At 49.0% G+C, this 18,758-nt stretch carries 20 protein-coding genes; 9 read left to right on the top strand and 11 right to left on the bottom strand.

All coding sequences use genetic code 11. From position 1 onward, the window contains the following. Positions 1–203 precede the first annotated feature (203 nt). Together lolD and GJV52_RS00275 are read right to left on the bottom strand one after the other, a co-directional pair. Positions 204–884 (bottom strand): lipoprotein-releasing ABC transporter ATP-binding protein LolD, encoded by a 681-nt coding sequence (gene lolD, locus GJV52_RS00270; RefSeq protein WP_100563365.1) that lies wholly within the window; start codon positions 882–884, stop codon positions 204–206. Continuing rightward, on the bottom strand, positions 877–2,127 hold the full coding sequence (locus GJV52_RS00275; RefSeq protein ID WP_095503191.1) for a lipoprotein-releasing ABC transporter permease subunit: 1,251 nt from the start codon (positions 2,125–2,127) through the stop codon (positions 877–879). The genes lolD and GJV52_RS00275 overlap by 8 nt, the downstream gene beginning before the upstream one ends. A 217-nt stretch (positions 2,128–2,344) precedes the next feature. Between GJV52_RS00275 and GJV52_RS00280 the strand changes: the two genes are divergently transcribed. Beyond that, positions 2,345–2,632, top strand: coding sequence for a hypothetical protein (locus GJV52_RS00280; protein WP_100563363.1), 288 nt, complete (start codon positions 2,345–2,347; stop codon positions 2,630–2,632). 60 nt (positions 2,633–2,692) lie between these two features. Here the strand turns inward: GJV52_RS00280 and recR are convergent, their stop codons facing one another. The 5 genes from recR to GJV52_RS00305 form a co-directional block, all read right to left on the bottom strand. Then, positions 2,693–3,298 (bottom strand): recombination mediator RecR, encoded by a 606-nt coding sequence (gene recR / locus GJV52_RS00285; protein WP_100563361.1) that lies wholly within the window; start codon positions 3,296–3,298, stop codon positions 2,693–2,695. Positions 3,299–3,377: 79 nt separating this feature from the next. Next, positions 3,378–4,907: a SurA N-terminal domain-containing protein gene (locus tag GJV52_RS00290; RefSeq protein WP_100563359.1), complete on the bottom strand. Its 1,530-nt coding sequence runs from the start codon at positions 4,905–4,907 to the stop codon at positions 3,378–3,380. Positions 4,908–5,016: 109 nt separating this feature from the next. Next, complete coding sequence (mog, locus tag GJV52_RS00295) at positions 5,017–5,601, bottom strand: molybdopterin adenylyltransferase (RefSeq protein WP_100563357.1); 585 nt, start codon at positions 5,599–5,601, stop codon at positions 5,017–5,019. Between the two features lie 95 nt (positions 5,602–5,696). Further along, a complete protein-coding gene (locus GJV52_RS00300) occupies positions 5,697–6,413 on the bottom strand; it encodes an S-methyl-5'-thioinosine phosphorylase (protein ID WP_095503196.1) in 717 nt (238 codons plus the stop codon). Positions 6,414–6,516: 103 nt separating this feature from the next. Next, entirely contained in the window at positions 6,517–7,587 is a 1,071-nt protein-coding gene (locus tag GJV52_RS00305) for an AI-2E family transporter (RefSeq protein ID WP_095503197.1), read from the bottom strand. Positions 7,588–7,797: 210 nt separating this feature from the next. On the opposite strand from GJV52_RS00305, the gene purM reads away from it, so the two are divergent. From purM to GJV52_RS00325, 4 genes are all read left to right on the top strand, one after another. After that, entirely contained in the window at positions 7,798–8,832 is a 1,035-nt protein-coding gene (gene purM / locus GJV52_RS00310; protein WP_100563355.1) for a phosphoribosylformylglycinamidine cyclo-ligase, read from the top strand. A 66-nt stretch (positions 8,833–8,898) separates the two neighbouring features. Further along, the gene (locus GJV52_RS00315; protein WP_095503199.1) at positions 8,899–9,489 is read left to right on the top strand and encodes an HD domain-containing protein; all 591 of its coding nucleotides are present in this window, start codon (positions 8,899–8,901) and stop codon (positions 9,487–9,489) included. Positions 9,490–9,533: 44 nt separating this feature from the next. Further along, complete coding sequence (locus tag GJV52_RS00320) at positions 9,534–9,767, top strand: hypothetical protein (protein WP_095503200.1); 234 nt, start codon at positions 9,534–9,536, stop codon at positions 9,765–9,767. Then, a complete protein-coding gene (locus GJV52_RS00325) occupies positions 9,727–10,437 on the top strand; it encodes an alpha/beta hydrolase (protein WP_095503201.1) in 711 nt (236 codons plus the stop codon). Before GJV52_RS00320 ends, GJV52_RS00325 begins: the two co-directional genes overlap by 41 nt. 65 nt (positions 10,438–10,502) lie before the next feature. Here GJV52_RS00325 and GJV52_RS00330 read toward each other — a convergent pair whose 3' ends face one another. Then, positions 10,503–11,966: a DUF3360 family protein gene (locus GJV52_RS00330; protein ID WP_095503202.1), complete on the bottom strand. Its 1,464-nt coding sequence runs from the start codon at positions 11,964–11,966 to the stop codon at positions 10,503–10,505. 248 nt (positions 11,967–12,214) lie between these two features. Here GJV52_RS00330 and GJV52_RS00335 point away from each other — a divergent pair, with 248 nt between their 5' ends. Both GJV52_RS00335 and GJV52_RS00340 read left to right on the top strand, forming a co-directional pair. After that, on the top strand, positions 12,215–13,102 hold the full coding sequence (locus GJV52_RS00335; RefSeq protein ID WP_095503212.1) for a LysR family transcriptional regulator: 888 nt from the start codon (positions 12,215–12,217) through the stop codon (positions 13,100–13,102). 280 nt (positions 13,103–13,382) lie between these two features. After that, positions 13,383–14,342, top strand: coding sequence for an IS30 family transposase (locus GJV52_RS00340; RefSeq protein WP_154212828.1), 960 nt, complete (start codon positions 13,383–13,385; stop codon positions 14,340–14,342). 62 nt (positions 14,343–14,404) lie between these two features. Here GJV52_RS00340 and GJV52_RS00345 read toward each other — a convergent pair whose 3' ends face one another. The 3 genes from GJV52_RS00345 to GJV52_RS00355 form a co-directional block, all read right to left on the bottom strand. Next, complete coding sequence (locus GJV52_RS00345; protein ID WP_095502597.1) at positions 14,405–15,532, bottom strand: NADH-dependent flavin oxidoreductase; 1,128 nt, start codon at positions 15,530–15,532, stop codon at positions 14,405–14,407. Between the two features lie 122 nt (positions 15,533–15,654). Further along, on the bottom strand, positions 15,655–16,068 hold the full coding sequence (locus tag GJV52_RS00350; protein WP_095502598.1) for a MarR family winged helix-turn-helix transcriptional regulator: 414 nt from the start codon (positions 16,066–16,068) through the stop codon (positions 15,655–15,657). A gap of 129 nt (positions 16,069–16,197) precedes the next feature. Further along, complete coding sequence (locus GJV52_RS00355; protein ID WP_095502599.1) at positions 16,198–16,872, bottom strand: nitroreductase; 675 nt, start codon at positions 16,870–16,872, stop codon at positions 16,198–16,200. 104 nt (positions 16,873–16,976) lie between these two features. On the opposite strand from GJV52_RS00355, the gene GJV52_RS00360 reads away from it, so the two are divergent. Together GJV52_RS00360 and GJV52_RS00365 are read left to right on the top strand one after the other, a co-directional pair. After that, a complete protein-coding gene (locus GJV52_RS00360; RefSeq protein ID WP_095502600.1) occupies positions 16,977–17,846 on the top strand; it encodes a LysR family transcriptional regulator in 870 nt (289 codons plus the stop codon). A 102-nt stretch (positions 17,847–17,948) separates the two neighbouring features. Further along, positions 17,949–18,611, top strand: a complete 663-nt coding sequence (locus GJV52_RS00365) for an NAD(P)H-dependent oxidoreductase (protein WP_100564315.1) — start codon at positions 17,949–17,951, stop codon at positions 18,609–18,611. Positions 18,612–18,758 lie beyond the last annotated feature (147 nt).

An 18,758-nucleotide genomic window follows, 5' to 3' on the forward strand; every position in this document is an offset into this window, starting at 1 on the left:
CAAAGCCCTAAATTTAAGTACAGTTTAAAGTTGTAGCAGCGCAGAAAGCGCAGACATATCACAAAAAGACTAAGCTTTCGAGCAGCACACAACGAAAAATGTGCCAAAGATAGGGTTTTACAAAGGTCAAAGGCCGTCTGAAAGTTTAACATCACACTTTCAGACGGCCTATTATACCGTTTTACATCTATTTGCCATACGGATTATTTGTCTTGCAAACGCCCGTCCTGCATGGTCATCACGCGCTCGAAACGCACAGCCAATTCATCGTCATGCGTGACCACAATCAGGCTGGTGCCGAGTTCGTTTTTCAAATCCAGCATCATGTCGAGTACGTTTTGCGCATTTTTACGGTCGAGATTACCGGTCGGCTCATCGGCCAACAAACATTTCGGCTGCGTCACCAGCGCACGGGCAATGGCGGCACGTTGTCGCTCCCCGCCTGACAATTCGCTCGGGCGATGCAGCATACGCTGTTTCAAACCGACTTTTTCCAACATCACCGCCGCTTGTGCTTCAGCTTCGGCTTTTGTTTTTTTGCCGATGAGCAAAGGCATCATCACATTTTCCAAAGCAGAAAATTCAGGCAGAAGATGGTGGAATTGATACACGAAGCCTAAATATTGATTGCGCAACAAGCCCAACTGCTTTTGGCTCATTTGCCCCAAATCCTGACCCATCAAGGTTACACGACCTTCAGACGGCATATCCAAGCCACCCAAAATGTGTAAAAGCGTTGATTTGCCGCTACCTGACGAACCAATAATGCTGACACTCTGACCTTGCGCCACTTCCAAATCCAAGCCGTTTAATACCTGCACGTTCAGCGCGCCGTCTTTGTAGCTTTTGCCGACGTTCTCACATTTCAACACGATATTATTCATAGCGCAAAGCCTCCGCAGGTTGGGTTTTCGCCGCGCGCCAGCTTGGATACAGCGTGGCGATAAAGGCCAAAGCCAAAGAAATACAAGCGATCACGGCTACATCTTTCATGTTGACATCGCTTGGCAGGTAATCGATGAAATAAATTTGTGAATTAATCAGATGCACGCCGAAGAGTTTTTCAAAGAATGCCACGATTTTGCCGACATTCCAGCCCAGCAACACGCCGCAGACCACGCCGATTAAGGTGCCGAAAAAGCCGGCAAACGCGCCCTGCACCATGAAAATCTTCATCACACCGGCAGGCGACAAACCCAAAGTGCGTAAAATCGCAATATCGGCCTGCTTCTCGGTCACCGCCATCACCAATGACGACACCAAATTAAACGCGGCCACAGCAATAATCAGCGTCAAGATGATGAACATCATGCGTTTTTCCAACTCAACCGCTTCAAAATAGCTGCGGTTGCTAAACGTCCAATCGCGCACCCAAACGTCTTGCTGCTCGGCTGCCGGAATCAGGTTGGCGATAAAGTCAGGTGCATTTTGCGGGTTGGCCAGTTTCAGGCGCAAACCGCCGACACCATCGCCCAAGCGATACAACACCTGCGCATCTTGAATATGCGTCATTGCCAGTGAGTTATCCACTTCATACACACCGGTTTTGACAATGCCGACCACGTTAAACTGCTTCAAACGCGGTACCACACCCGCCGGCGTGACGTTGCCTTCAGGTGTAATCACCGTCACTTTTCCACCCGGCTCCGCGCCCAACGCCTGTGCCAAGCCTTCGCCCAAAATAATGTCGAAGCTGCCCGGTTTCAAATCATCGAAACTGCCGACCGGCATGTCTTTGCCGTAATCGACCACATTTTTTTCTTCAGACGGCAAAATACCGCGAATCTGTACACCGCGCACTTCACCCGAATTGGCCAACAAGGCTTGGTCGGATACATAAGGCGCGCTGGCCAAGACTTCTTTTTTGTCTTTAATATAACGGCGCAAATCCTGCCATTCGGCACCGTTGCCATTGTCGAAATAACCGATTTCGGCATGCGGTGCGACGTTTAACAACTGCCCGCGGATTTCTTTTTGAAAGCCATTCATCACCGACAGCACCACAATCAGCGCGGTCACGCCCAATGCGATGCCCGCAATCGAAATCATGGTGATGAACGACATGAATCCGTTGCGTTTTTTCGCCCGCAGATAACGCAGGCCGATCCAAGATTCTAAAGAAGCCATTTATTTAAAGCGCCTTCGTTTTACAATAAAAGCGGTATTGTACCGTAAAACGTGCAGGCCGTCTGAAACGCCTACGGCATAAAAAACAACTGTAAAGACTGACCTTGTAAACCACAATTTCGGTAAAATCCGCCGAAAAATTTGCATTTGCAGCAAATCGGCTTTATCCTAGCCTCAACGGTACCTGCTTGGTGCCATCAATAAGGACGAATATCCAATGAAAACCACAAAACTCTTAGCTTTATCCGTAGCCGCTGCTGCTTTAGCGTTCAGCGTGAATGCGTATGCCGCTAAAGAAGTTAAAATTGCTTCCAACAACACACCTTACTCTGATACACACGTTCAGCAATTAGCCGCCACTGCCTTGGGCATGGGCGTGAAAGAACCGGTTAGCCTCACCCGTTCAGGTGGCAATGTCATCGTATCCGGCAGCGGCAGCACCAAATGCACTTTTAAAGTAGGCGAAGGCGATGCCCCAAAAATTCAGGGCGTAAACTGCAAATAATCTGCTTCCAATATCAAAGGCCGTCTGAAAATTCAGACGGCCTTTTGCATATTTGTTCTTTTATTCTTTCACCATGCGCCGCTCATACACCGCCTGCGCCAAGGTGCCCGCATCGACATATTCCAATTCTCCGCCCAGCGGAATGCCGCGTGACAATCGGCTGATTTTATAAGGCAAGTTTTTAAATAATTCCGACAACACATAGGCTGTGGCATCACCTTCTGCAGTGAAGTTGGTGGCGATGATGATTTCATCGATTTCACTTTGCTGCAAACGCTCAATCAGCTTATCCAAAGCAATCGCCGAGATATCCATGTTTTGCGCCGGGCTAATCTGCCCCATCAGCACAAAATACAAACCATCGTGGCAATGCGCGGTTTCCATGTTCGACACATCCGCCGGCATATGCACAATCATCAGGCGGCTTTTGTCGCGGCTTTCATCGACGCAAATGTCGCAAATCTCGTTTTCGGTAAACGTGTTGCACAAGCGGCAATGGTGTACTTGTTTCAGCGCATGTTGCAGGGCATCAACCAATTCTTGCGCTTCTTCGCGCTTGTGTTGCAATAATTGATGCGCCATGCGCTGCGCGGATTTGGGGCCGACATTGGGCAGCACTTTCAAGGCATTAATCAATCGGCCGAATGCGTCGGGTTGTTTACTCATATTGTTCAGACGGCCTCGCCGCTTTCCATGAATCTTAATAAACAAAACGGCCGGAACACCGGCCGTCTGAATCCATCCGTTATTCTGTCGGATTCACTTTTTGAGCGCCTTGCTCTTGTTTGATTTTTTTGTTCAGGTATTGCAACAATTGGTCAAACACATTGGCAGTTTGCTGCTGCACCACAGCCTGCTTAGCTGCCGGCAATTGCTCGTTGACATTTTCCGGCGACTTGATGGCCTGCACTTCCAAAATCACCGGAACCGGCAAGCCTTCGAGCTTCACATAAGCCGGTTTGTCTTCAGCCGGACGCGCTTTCAACAATTCCGCATAGGCTTCAGGCGGCATAGATTGACGCGCTTGCTGGGCATTCAAATCAGAAACCGGCGACCATTCCACTGCTGTTTTCTGCCCTGATTTCAAATCAGCCAAAGCTTCATCGGCTTTTTTCTCGGCCATTTTACGCGCTTCGGTCAGCAAATAAGCCGAGCGCACTTCTTCTTTCACTTCTTCAAATGGTGCGGTTTTCTCTTCACGCACTTCTTTGGCGCGAACTACCCACACCACATCCGGCGCAACGGTAATCGGCTCGGAATTGTGTTTTTTCTGCAAAACATCTTCGCTGAAAATCGCCGCAATCAGCTCATCCGGCATACCGGCCGCCTTGCCGTTGGCTTGGGTCAACCATTCATCAGGCACTTCGATTTTCAGGTTCAGTTTTTTGGCGACTTCAGTCAGGCTATTCGGATTATTGAATGCTTCTTCAGCCAATTGCTCTTTAAGCTTGTTGAATTCGCCGGAAACTTTTTTCAGCTTCAATTCGTTTTCAATGCGGGCTTTTTCCTGCTCGAAAACTGGCTTGTTGTCGGCCGGAGCCGCTGCGGCTTGCTCATCAAATGCTTTGCGTACTTCTTCTTCGCTCACGCTTTGTTTGGCCGCCAACTCATTGGCATCCAAAGCCACATATTCGATTTTGGCTGCTTGCGGAATCACATAATCTTTTTTATTGGCATCATAAAAACCTTGCACCGCTTTATCGTCAACCTTGATTTGACCGGCCAACATTTCCGGGCTAAAAGTCACCGAACGCACCGTGCGCGTAGCTTGAGTAAGATTTACCAATTGCGCCGCTTGCGCATCGCTGACGATGGTGCCGTTTTGAACCAAGTTGAGCAGATTTTGCAATTCAAATTGCTCACGGATTTCATCGACAAATTGGTCTTCACTCATGCGGCGCTGGTCAAGATACTGCGTCAGCATCGCTTGACTGAATTTGCCGCTGGCATCGTGAAAACTTGGGTCATCCACAATGATTTGTTTGATTTGTTCCTGCGACACCGCAATGCCCATCATTTTCGCACCTTGGGTCAGATAGGCGCGTTGCAGCAAAGATTGGAACACTGCATCACGTGATTCATTGCCACCTGCAGCCTGCGCATTCTGCATGGCCACGTTTAAAGCGTGATCGCTCACCTTCTGATCACCAACTTTAACAATATAATCCGAACCCGGCGCAGCAACCGTGCTCACACCGAAACCGACAAAGGTCAACGCAATCAAACCCAATAAAATCTGGGCAGGCAATTTATATTTTTCAACGGAATGGAACATAACAACTCAATAAAGATATGTGGATGGCAAACGCGTATTGTAACGTTTTTTTCGTGAATCTGCACTTCAATTCACGCTTTTCAGACGGCCTTTCGAGAGACTTTTCTGATTATTTCTGTTTCGGGCGGAACGCTTTGCTCACTGCGGCATCGGTTTCGATAAATGCGCCACCGATTAAATCCACGCAATACGGAATTGCGCTGAATAAGCCGTGCACTTTAATTTCACCTTGTTCATCGCGCACACCGCCCAGTGTTTCGGCGATGGCTTTGGGGCGACCGGGCAGATTGACGATTAAAGTTTTGCCACGAATACCGGCGGTTTGGCGCGATAAAATGGCAGTCGGCACATAATATAAGCTAATTTGGCGCATTTGCTCGCCGAAACCGGGCATTTCTTTTTCAACCACATTTAAGGTGGCTTCGGGGGTGACATCCCTTGGCGCTGGGCCTGTGCCGCCGGTGGTGAACACGACATCGCATTGATGCGCATCGGCCATGTTTTTCAGAGCCTGTTCGATTTCGCTTTGCTCATCAGGAATCAAGGCTTCGACAAAATCAATCGGATTTTTTACCGCGCTTTGCAGCCAATCCTTCAGTGCAGGAATGCCTTCATCGGCATACACACCGCTGCTGGCGCGGTCGCTGGTGGACACCAAACCGATGGTGATGGTGGCTAAAGTAGATTCGCTCATGTGTTGTTCTCTTTTACTTGAAGCAGGCCGTCTGAAACATTCAGACGGCCTGCGGATTAAATCAATGATAAATGTTCAGACGGCCTAAAACTGATTTACAAATCAACCAGTAAACGGCGGATTTTTTCAATAGATTGGTGCGATTCGATCACGCAACCATCTTGACTCGCGCCCTCACCAATGCAGCTCATGCCGATGATGCCGCAAAAATGGGCATAATTCATGTCTAATTCGCGCGCCAAAATGGCTTCGGGCATACCAGTCATGCCCAACACATCGACACCGTCTTGACGGTAGCGGTTGATTTCGGCACGGGTCGGCCAGCGTGGGCCTTGCAAACAGCCATACACGGCTTTGCGGTAAACCGGCGTGTCATGTGCTTGCGCATGTGCAATTATTTTTGCTTGCAAGCTTTGGGTATAAGGCGAGGTGAAATCGGTGTGGACAACCGGTTGTTCCTGCCCTTCAAAAAAAGTAGCACCACGGCCGTGGGTGTAGTCGATTAAATCATGCGGTATCACCAAGCTGCCACTTTCCAAGTCTTCATTGATACTGATTACGGAAGCTACGGAAATGATGTCTTGCGCACCAATAGAATGCAACGCCCAAATATTGGCGCGATAATTGATTTCATGCGGGGCGATGGTGTGGCCAAAACCGTGTCTCGCCAAAAACACAATGTCTTGGCTGCCGAGCTTGCCAAACAGCAAAGGGCTGCTGGTCAAACCATAAGGCGTGCGCACAATTCGGCGATTGGTTATGCTCAATTGGGGCAGCTTAGTAAAGCCGCTTCCGCCGATTACTGCCAGCATAATGTTCTCCTTTGAATATCAAGCGGATTTAGCTTAACGGTTATCGATAAAAAATGCAACAACAGGCCGTCTGAACGTTTCAGACGGCCTGATCAACTCGTATTTATTTATGTTTGTAAAAATGGCTGTCGAAATAATTGGTCACGCCTTCACGCACCAACACCAGCGTAATCGCGGCCAACGGCAAGCCGATTAACATGCCAACAAACCCCATTAATTGGCCAAATGCCATCAATGAGAAAATCACCCAGAATGGCGACAAGCCAATGCGGTCGCCAACGATTTGCGGCGTAATGAAGAAGCTTTCTAAGAATTGCCCCACAGCAAACACGCCCCACACCATCAGCAAGCCCGGCCACGAACCGAACTGCAACACCGCCGCAATCGTCGCCAGCAGCAGGCCGGTAAACGCACCCAGATAAGGCACAAACACCAAAATACCGGCAATCATACCAATGGCAAAACCTGAGTCCAAACCAACCAACATCAAGCCAATGCCATACACCAAGCCCATAATCAGCATCACCATCAACTGACCGCGTAAAAATTCGCCGAGCACGCGATCCATATTATTGGTGATGCGTGTATAGCTGTCGATGAATCGGCGTGGCACTAGGGCGCTGATGCCGTAAGACCAGCGCTTCCAGTCGAGCAGAAAGTAATACAGCAAAAACGGCAGCAGCATTAAATTGGTCAAACCGATTACCACATTACTGCTTTGCTTCATTAAAGTGGGCATCACCGATTTAAGCGTATTGCTCAATTCGCCCGTATTTGACTGCACCCAAGCAATCAGTGATTCGGTATCAAAGTCGATAAAATCACCACCAACCCGCTCTGCCCACGGCAACAATGTGTTTTGCAGAAAATCAACAATCTGCGGTAAGCGACCGATTAAATTATTAAACTGACCGATTAACATTGGCACAATAATCAGCAGCAAGGCGAGTAGCACAGCCAATGCAAAAATCATCACAATCATGGAAGCGATACCGCGCTTAAAACGCTTGCGCTGCAGCCATTCCACCATCGGATTGAGCACATAAGCCAACACCGCCGCCACAATAAACGGCGTCAGAATATTGCCGAGCGCATAAAGCAACCACACCAGCAAGACCAACACCACGGTCATGATAATCCACGGCTTATGGCCGCGCGGTTTCTTTTGATACATGGGTTAAACCGTTCATAAACATTCAGACGGCTTAAAGTATAGCAGAGGCCGTCTGAATGCAGAATAAAGAAACGCTTTGAACAAAAGCCACTTGCTGATTGTTTACAAAATCAGCAAAAATTTGCCGACATAATCACGCCAAATTGCGCAAAATAAGGTAAAATAGCGCGCAATTATTTCGTCCCATCCCTTATACGAGGAATTACCCGCATGAGTACTTCATTAAGCTACCGTGATGCCGGTGTCGATATCGACGCAGGCGACCAACTGGTTGAAAACATCAAACCCTTTGCCAAACGAACCATGCGCCCTGAAGTGCTGGGTGATTTGGGCGGCTTCGGCGCATTGGTTGAAATCAGCAAAAAATACCAAAATCCGGTTTTGGTCAGTGGTACCGACGGTGTCGGCACCAAGCTGAAATTGGCTTTCGATTGGGACAAACACGACACCGTGGGCATCGACTTGGTGGCCATGAGCGTGAACGATATTTTGGTGCAAGGTGCCGAGCCGCTGTTTTTCTTGGATTATTTTGCCTGCGGTAAACTCGATGTGGCGCGCGCCACCGACGTAATCAAAGGCATCGCCCAAGGTTGCGAAGAATCCGGCTGCGCATTGATTGGCGGCGAAACCGCCGAAATGCCGGGCATGTATCCGGAAGGCGAATACGACTTGGCCGGTTTTGCGGTTGGCGTGGTCGAAAAAGACCGCGTGATTAACGGCCACTCGATTGTGGCCGGTGACGTGGTGTTGGGCTTGGCATCGAATGGTGCACATTCCAACGGCTATTCATTGGTACGCAAAATCATCGAGCGTGATAATCCCGATTTGGATGCCGAGTTCGACAACGGCAAAACCCTGCGCGAAGCCATCATCGCCCCAACCCGTCTGTATGTGAAACCAATTTTGGCCGCTTTGCAACAATTCACCATTAAAGGCATGGCGCACATCACTGGCGGCGGCATTACTGAAAACGTACCACGCGTTTTGCCGGAAAACACCGTTGCCCAAATCGATGCCAAAGCATGGGAGTTGCCGAAATTGTTCCAATGGCTGCAACAAGCCGGTAATGTCGAGCAGCAGGAAATGTACCGCACCTTCAACTGCGGCATCGGCATGGTCGTGATTATCGCCACAGAAGATGCCGAAGCAGTGGCCGCCTTCTTGCGCGAACAAGGTGAAACCGTTTACCGCTTGGGCGAAATCCGCGAGCGCAACGGCGACGAACACCAAACCCAAGTCGCTTAACTTTTAAGCCAATCAAAGGCCGTCTGAAAAATATTTTTCAGACGGCCTTGCTCTATCGGAAATACCATGCAACACATTATTCAGTTTATTTTAGAAGTCGATAAACTCAAAAACGTCATCCGCGCCAACAAGCCCGTCGGCCAGAACCGTAATGAAAATGCCGCCGAGCACAGTTGGCAAATCGCTTTATTGGCTCTGGCCATGCAACGCTTTGCCCGACCTGAAGTCGATATTAACCGCGCCATTAAAATGCTACTGCTCCACGACATCGGTGAAATCGACATTGGCGACACCATCATCTACGCCAATATCGATTGGCAGGCGGAAAAAGAAAAAGAATTGGCGGCGGTAAAACGCATATTCGGTTTGCTCAACCATGCCGCAACCGAGCAGGAATTTCTGGATTTATGGCTGGAATTCGAACACAATCAAACCGTAACCGCCCAATTTGCCAATGCACTCGACCGCGCCATGCCGCCCTTGCTCAATCTGGCGAGCAACGGCCAAAGCTGGGTTGAAAACGGTGTCAGCTACGAGCAAGTGGTCAAGCGCATTCGTCAGCCGATTGAGTCGGTGTTCCCCGAATTATGGCAATATATCCATCATCAATTGGCTGAACACCAGCGCCAAGGCTGGTTTGGCACTTTGAACAAGTAAACTTATTTGCTAAAAGACCGTCTGAAAAATAAAGGAGAAACATCATGAAACTGACTCAACTTTTTGCCGCCTTATGCGCCCTGCCTTTAATGGCAACCGCAGCCGTATCGTTTGATGCCGCCGAAGCCAACCGCCCTGCTTATGCCGATATTGCCTATGTGCAAGGCAGCAGCAGCGGTAAAGCTCATGTGCTGGATATTTATCTGCCAAGCAAGCACACAAAAAATGCGCCGCTGATTGTGTATATTCACGGCGGCGGCTGGAAAGTGGGGGGATAAAGATTTTGCCGCCTTCCAAGCCAAAACCGGTGTGCATCGTTTGATTAAAGCCTTGCTCAACGAAGGCTATGCCGTGGCGTCGGTCAATTACCGTTTAAGCGGTGAAGCACATTTCCCAGCGCAAACGCAAGATATTAACCAAGCCATAGATTATTTAAGCCGCCACGCCAAACAATACGGCTTTAACACCAAGCGCATTGCAGTGATAGGCGATTCCGCAGGCGCACATTTGGCGCAGCTTGCCGCCGCTGCGCATGGCCGTGACAAAATCCGCGCATTGGTTAGCTTTTACGGCGTATCCGATTTGCGCAATATGAAAATGGAACACATGGCCAAAAATTGTAGTAACAACAAAGCCACGCCGTCTGAAAACACGCGTGAAGGCGTATTGGTCGGTGAAGCGGTTGACAGCGCCGCTTTCAATCGCGCGACCGATGCCGCCAGCCCGATTCATCAAGTGCATGCAAATATGCCGCCGGCGCTGTTGTTCCACGGCGACAGAGATTGCGCCGTGCCTCACACCCAGTCGCTGAAAATGCATTTGGCCTTGCAAAGCGTGAATGTTCCAAGCGAATGGGTGTTGATTGAAGGTTTAGGCCACATGGCACCGGAATTTCATAACGATGCCAACAACCGCCGCGTTTTAAATTTCCTCAAGCAGCATTTGTGATGTGGTTTCAACCATAAAAAATGCCGTCTGAAGAATGTTCAGACGGCATTTTTTATGGATGGTTTTTACGTTCTAAACTGTGGCAGGAAGGCCGGAATGCCCGGCAGCATGCCCACAGCACCCATTGCCAAACACAACACGGTAAAACCAATCACCGGCACCAGCACACGACCGGCAAAGCCCAATTCGATACTGCGTTTCTTGTCGCCGATTAAACCTAAATTATCCAGCAGCATGGTCAGCGACCAGCCAAACACCGGATTCACCAGCGCCGAAGAGAACACCACAATCGCAGCAGATTGCGTGGTTTTACCCTTACGCGTCATTTCCATGCCCGCTTCCAGCAGCGGCACATACACACCCACCACCAAAGCCACGCTCAACACCGGCTGCCAAATCGCCAAGTCCATCGGGTAGCCCCACAAGGCAGTGATGATACACAAAAACGCGGTCAAAATCGCACCAGCCGGAATCGGACGCTTGGCAATCGAAGCAGGAACAATATAAGTGCCCCACGATGAAGTGAAGTTGGCACCACCCAATACCGAGCCGACTGCTTGGCGCATCGAGCAGCTCACCATCGTGTCGTCGATGTTCATGTGCATTCTTTCGGTTTTTTCAGGATAGCTCAGTTTTTGGAACACTTGGTGCCCCAGAAAATCCGGTGACCACATCGCCACCGCCAACACAGCAAACGGGAACACCACCAAGAAGCTGTTCATGTCCGGCAAGCCCAGCATCCAGCCGCTGTTTTCACCCCACCAGTAAGCAGGACTCATTGGTGGCAAACCCGGTTCGGTTTCAAAAGCAAACGGCGCGCCCAAGATAAATGCTGTAAAACCGGCCAACACGCAACCGAGCGGCACCGCCAGCCAGCGTTTTTTCCAATGCTCCAACAAGGCATACATCAGAATCGTGCCCATAATCACGATAAAGGCAATATGCGGTTTGCCAAAGGTGCCCGCCCAATCAAAGAGCTTTTTCACCTGCCCCGTGGTGCCGATAAAACCGAGATACAGAAGTAAACCGCCGCACACACCGTTACTCGTGAGCTTGGCCATCAGCGAGCCGCCTTTGAATATCGCCATCAGCAAGCCCAATATTGCAATCGAAATACCGAAAGCCAAGGGATGACCACCTGCCGCCACCACAATCGGAATCAGTGGAATCAAAGGGCCGTGGGTGCCGGGTAAGTTGGCACCGGGCAGCAAAAAGCCCGACAAAATCAAAATAAACGCCGCCGCAATCAACAATTCATAGCGCACGTTTTCCAAAATGAAATCTTCCGGCAAACCCAAAGGGCCTGCGAAAGCCGCGGCCACTGCACCCACCATCACCACTTTACCGATGGTCGCCGCAATCGCCGGAATCATGTCCTCCCACTCAAAGCGGTAATCGCGAAACGGCAGATTCGGCCGCCAGCGCTTAGGCTGCATGATTTGCAATTCATGGTTCAAATACGCATCGCGCGATTCGAAGGCCGAGCTCGGTTGATGCAGCTCGGCATAGCTTTTTTCTTGCGTGTCCATTATTTACTTCCTATTTTTTTTATAAATTCGTGTGTCACGGTTTGCCGTATTTCATTCTCCTCCAACAGCAAACCGCTGCCTATTAAAAGGCCGTCTGAACAATGAAACAAATCTTATTTTCTGATAGCTGCTATCCGATTTATTGATGATGTTTACTGAAAGCCTTGATTTGATAGCCTGTTTTGACTTTCAGAAAAGGCAAAATTATGTTAAAAATCGATTATAAGAAAACAAAATCAAGCCGAAAAATGGACATCAACCAATTAAAATCCTTTGTGACCGTCGCGCATCAAGGCAACCTGACCCAAGCGGCCGAACGTCTTTTTCTCTCGCAACCTGCCGTTTCTGCCCAAATCAAAGCCATTGAAAATGATTTAGGCACCCCGCTTTTCAACCGTACCAGTAACGGCATGACGCTTACTCGCGCCGGTGAAGTGTTCCTGCCTGAAGCCGAAGCCCTGCTGCAACACAAGCACAAGCTCGAGCAATTTGCCAAAACATTGGCGCAAGATTTCACCGAAGAAACCCAGCTCGGCATCATCCACCCGATTGATTCCACCAAACTCGCCAACCTGACCGCCCTCATCAACCAAAACGCACCCAATACCCGCCTGCACATCCAATACGGCATGAGCGGCGAAATTCTCTCACGCATTCAAAATAAAACGCTGCACGGCGGCTTTTTCTTGGGCAACATCAACCAGCGCGGCATTTGCAGCCTGTTTCTGCAAAACCTGTCTTACTCGCTGATTTGCCCGCAAGGCGAAGAAGCCGCCATTCGCGCCAACCCGAAAAGCCTGGAAAATTACACTTGGATCGAAATGTCGGGCGTATCCGGCAGCAGCAAGCACCTGCAACAATTCTGGCGCGCCAACCGCCTGTCGCCAAAGCGCCAAATCTTATGTGATTATCCACAAGCCATTTTGGATTTGGTGATTAACGGCATAGGTGTGGCGATGGTGCCGAGCAACAAAGCCGATGCCGCTATTCGCGATGGCCGTCCGCTGTCGGTGTTGGAAGAATACCGCCAAACCATGCCGATGCATTTTATTTACGCCAGCGAATATGAAGACAACCCCGATTTGCAACTGTTGAAACAAAGTGTAGAAGAAATTTGGCAGATTAAGCCGAATTAAAACGCGGCCTGAGACCTTTGCAAGACTGATGAATCATCAATAAAACCCAAACTGCCGTCATTCCCGTGCAGGCGGGAATCTATCTCAGAATTCAGGAAACCTATTTTATTCAATAATTTGCCATACTCAAAAATGGATTCCCGCCTACGCGGGAATGACGGCGTTTTATGTTTGCTGACTTTTAAAGGCCCTTACATTCGCCTAACAAGTGCAATTTCCAATAACAGAAAAGGCCGGTATGCGGTAGTATACTGCCTTTCCTGACAAGAAAGATTGCAATATGGCCTACACACAACTGACCTCACACCAAAGATACTACATTTCCAGACATTACCGCAACCTACCCCTAAACCAAATCGCACAGAACATCGGTTGTCATCCCGCCACCGTCAGTCGGGAAATCAGACGGCATTCCGTCAACGGAACCTACTGTTACCGAAAAGCACAACAGCAAAGCGAAGTTAAAAAGAAAAACAAAAAGCCAACCAAACTGACTACTGCCGTCAAACAGACTGTTAACAAACTGATTACCCAAAAATACAGCCCCGAACAAGTCTGCGGCTACCTGCTGAAACATCAACACATCAAACTGCACCACAGCACCCTTTACCGCTATCTCGCCAAAGACCGTCAAAACGGCGGCGACCTGTACACCCATCTGCGTATCGTTTCCAAACCCTACCGCAGAAAATACGGCAGCGGTGCATGGACAAAAGGCAGCGTACCGGACAGAACCGACATTGAACACAGACCTGCCATTGTCGATCAAAAAGAGCGGGTCGGCGATTTCGAGATGGACACCATTGTCGGTAAAGACCAAAAAAGCGGACTGGTGGTTGCTGTTGAAAGAAAAACCAAATTTGTCGTTATCCGCAAAATCAGCAATTTCAAAGCAGAAGATGTAGCCCGGGTAGTGATTCGGGCATTGAAGCCGTTTAAAGATATCATTCAAACGATTACTTTGGATAACGGTAAAGAGTTTTACCGACATAAAACCTTTGCCAAAGCCCTGGGTGCGGAAACTTACTTCTGCCGTCCATACCATTCTTGGGAAAAAGGCTTGGTGGAGAATACCAACGAGCTGATCAGACAATACTTCCCAAAGGGGACGGATTTTAGGAAACTGGGGGCTAAAAAGATTAAAGCGGTTGAGGAGGCCCTTAACCGCCGACCGAGAAAGACATTGGACTATGAGACACCGGGTGATCTGTTTTCAGCAGCCCTTGCCAATGGCATTTGAGCGTTGCACTTGAAATGCGAATGTAAGGGCCTTTTATTTAAACATTGAATTCAAAAATCTATTTATAAATCCACCGGTTGCCAATCTTGTCCTTGAACAGGCGGCAGCCATTGGCCGCCTTGCTGGCAGAAGCCCCACAGCATATCTGGGATGCCGTAATGGTCGGCTTTTTGCGGGTCAAGCGTGCTGACAATTTGATCATCTTGGCCGTTTTTCAGCAGCGTGCCAATATTTGGATTCATCATCACGGCTTTACCCAAGGCGATAAATTCGGCAAAACCTGTGGCATAGGCTTCACGGATTTGCTGGCCGCTGAGCAAGTTGCCCACGCCGATTAAAGGTAGGCGGCCGGCGATTTGGCGGTGAACCAGCTCCATGCGGGTGAGATTGGTGTCTGCGCCACGGCGGGCTTTTTTGCTGAATTCCCACAGTGAAATATGCAGATATTGCAAGGGCTTGTTGCACAATGCATCAATCAGGGCGAAGGTATCCGCCATGGTCAAGCCGTGTTCGCCCGGCTCTTCCGGTGAAAAACGGTAGCCGATGATGAAGTCGGGCTTTTGATTTTTTTCACGCACATTTACCACGGCATTGACCACCGCCAATGGGAATTTTAAGCGTTTTTCAAGGCTGCCTCCCCAAGCATCGTCGCGTTTATTGAATTCGCCCGAGAAAAACTGCTGAATCAAATAGCCGTTGGCACCATGAATTTCCACGCCGTCAAATCCGGCCAAAATAGCCAATTCTGTGGCATTGGCAAATGCTTGAATCAACGATAAAACTTCATCTTCCGTCGCTGCTTTGGCACCGCTTGGCTCATGGTCGGACGGCGCAATCAATGCTTGGCCGTCGAGCAAGTCTTTGACTGCTTCTTTACCGCCGTGATGAATTTGCAAAATCGCTTTGGCACCTTGATTTTGCAAGGTTTGCGCAAGCTGTTTCAAGCCTGCCAGATGACGTTCGTCAATGGCTTCAGGCTGGCCGGCAAACGCTTTGCCGTTTTTCGCCACCAAGGTTGCGGCAGTGATAAACATGCCGATGTCGCCGGCGCGGTTGCCGACAAATCGCTCTTCCTGCTCGCCCAATGTGCCGTCAGAATTGGATGCAAAATGCGTCATCGGCGCGACTACTAATCGGTTTTTGATGGTTACGCCGTTGTTTAAGGGGTAAGGGGTGAATAAATCAGTCATAAATACCTCTGTGCTACGTTGATTGAGTGCCAATTTAATAATTTTGTAAAATTATATTTTTTACAATTTAATAATAAAACCAAAATCATGGTTTGCCATGATTAGATAGTTGATTTCGATGGTTACACAGATTGCGTCGCAATTTTGCGCAACAATGCAATTTCGTCAGCCGATAAATTCAGGCATGTGCCCATTTTTCCGGGAATCTCTACTGCTTGATGCTCTAAGGCTCTGCCGCTGTTGGTCAGGCGAATGATGACGCTGCGTTCGTCTTCAATGCTGCGCGTGCGCTCGACCAATTCTTTGGCTTGCAAACGTTTGAGCAGTGGCGTGAGTGTGCCGCTGTCGAGATGCAGCTTTTCGCCCAACTCGCCCACGCTTTGTTCGCCGTGTTCCCACAACACCAGCATGACCAGATATTGCGGATAGGTCAAATCCAGCGCTTGCAGAAAAGGCGTATAGCGGCGGGTGATTTCTTTGGATAAGGCATAAAGCGGAAAACACAATTGGTTTGAAAGCTTGAGTTGCTCGTACATGGCAGTTATCTAGATGAAATAAAGACAATTCTATCACATCATTATATTGTTCAAAATTTAATTTTCTAAAGATAACCATAGCGACCATGATAAAGGCCGTCTGAACGTTTCAGACGGCCTGCCTAACGCTTACCAATGCAATACTGCGCTCTCTTCAATCGGCACGCGGCCTAAATGGGTTTTGTTTTGTTGCGCTTCCCAATCCGGATAACCGAAGGCAATGCCGTGCAGCAATTTATATTCATCGGATACGCCCAATTCACGGCGGATATCATCGGCAAACAAACCTAAAAACAACATCGGAATGCCGCCAAAGCCACGCGCGGTCAGCGACAGTAAAAAGGTTTGCGAATACATGCCCATGTCGGCAGCGATGTTGACATCATGATTATCCACGCTCGGCATAAACAAAAACGCCATGTGCGCCGCGCCGTAGCCGGTGATGTTTTGCTCGATCACCGGCTGGCGGCCGGCTTTGTCTTCACGCGGCACACCGAAGCTGGTCGTGAACACGTGCGCATATTGATTACGCCAGCGTGGCTCATAAATGCCGGTAAATTTGCTTTGATCAAACTCAAAATCCGGGCTGAATTTGCCCTCGCGGAATCGCTCGCCGATGATTTTATGCAAGCGCTGCAAGGTTTCGCCCGAAGCAATATGCACCAACCAAGGCTGGGTATTGCAGGCAGATGGCGCATTTTGCGCATCAGCAAGAATTTGTTTGATTTCCGCTTCGGTCATCTCGGTCGGCAAAAATTTACGGATAGACTGACGGGTTTTGACGGTGGTTTCAAAATCTAACATGGCGTTCTCTTGATTGAACAATGCAATGGCGTTCAGTTTATTTTGTTGAAAACAAAATAAGAAGCCACTAAAATGGAAACCTACCTTCCATAAACGGAAATTTTATGAATCTCAATGCCCTACGTTTATTCGTTGCCGTTGTGCAAGACGGCAGCTTGTCGAAAACCTCAGAAAAATTAGGCGTACCAATTGCCACCATCAGCCGCCAAATCAGCGAGCTAGAAAAATCACTGAATATCCAATTGTTTGACCGCTTCAAATCAGGCGTGAAGCCGACCATGGCGGGGCAACGGCTGTATGAGCAGGTGTATGTCAGCATGGATAATTTGGTTAACGCCGAGCAAGTCTTGTTTGCCGAACAAGGCCGTCTGAAAGGTTTATTGCGCATTTCCGCCCCACCCGATTGCACGCCGGTGCTGGCTTGGATCGCGGCATTTCAAGCGCAGTTTCCGTTGATTCAAGTGCATTGCACCATGACTGACCGCGTGCTGGATATGACGGCAGACGGCATTGACGTGGCTTTCCGCATGGGCGAATTGCACGGCGACAATTTTATTGCCAAAAAAGTATTGTCAGTCGGCGCCAAGTGGGTGGCGCACCCAGATTTATTGGCCAAATTCGGTACACCGCAAAATTTGACCGAATTGGCCGCTTTGCCCGTAGCCGGTTGGGCGCGCAATGGCGAAAACACGCTTAAAGTGATGGTGGGCAAACAGGTGCATTTTGTGCCTTATGTGTTTGCCTGCAATGAAAGCTCAGCCTTGGAATATATGGCCATCGTGGGCAAAGCGGTATGCCATTTGGCGGATTATTCGGCCAATCGGTTGATCGCGCAGCATGGTTTGGTGGAAGTTTTGGCTGATGTGGATTTCCCGCGCTACGACATTTCGATGATTTACGCGGCGCACCGCTATCCTTCCAGCATTGTGCGGGCGTTTGTGGAATTTGTCGGGCAGCAGCTTGAGGCCGTCTGAACTTTACACAACAATCTTTTTGAGATGCTTTTTCAGACGGCCTAGATAGGTCTATAATATGAAAACAATTTTCTCAACTTCCAAACCCGTAAAGGAATCAATATGTTTGGTATCACTAAAGAACAAGTATTAGACGCTTTCACCTTCCGCTCCGCCTGCCGCTATTACGATCCCGAGCGCAAAATCAGCGATGAAGATTTTAATTATCTGTTGAAGCTTGCTCGTTTGTCGCCAAGCTCGGTCGGCTCTGAACCGTGGAAATTTCTGGTGATTCAAAACCCCGAATTGCGTGAAAAACTCAAGCCCTTCAGCTGGGGCATGGCGCGACAATTGGATGCATGCAGCCATTTGGTGGTGTATTTGGCGAAGAAAAACGCCACTTATGATTCCGATTTCCTGCGCGCCGGTTTGGAAAAACGCGGCCTGACCGATGAGCAAATGGCCAAAAGCGTGGCCATTTATGAAAATTTCCAAAAACACGACATTGAAATCTACGGCAGCGAACGCGCCCTGTTTGACTGGACCGGCAAACAAACCTACATCGCCTTGGCCAATATGATGACCGGCGCGGCCTTAATCGGCATTGATTCTTGTCTGGTAGAAGGCTTGGATTATAAGGAAGTCAACCGTATTTTGGTTGAAGAAGGCCTGTTTGATCCCGAAGAATGGGGCGTTTCCGTGGCGTGTACATTTGGCTACCGCGCCAAAGAGATTACCCACAAATTCCGCCGTCCGCTCGATGAATTGGTGACTTGGGTGAAATAATCCAAATATTTATTTAAGGCCGTCTGAAACAATTGGTTTCAGAGGGCCTTTTGTTTCTTTTAAAGAAAGCAATCGTTTCGTATAACCGGATTGTTTTCTTTAAAATAGCCCTTATAATCACTTTATCATTTAAATAAAACCAAGGAA

The sequence above is a fragment of the Neisseria brasiliensis genome (assembly GCF_009671065.1).
Classification (GTDB): Bacteria; Pseudomonadota; Gammaproteobacteria; order Burkholderiales; family Neisseriaceae; genus Neisseria; species Neisseria brasiliensis.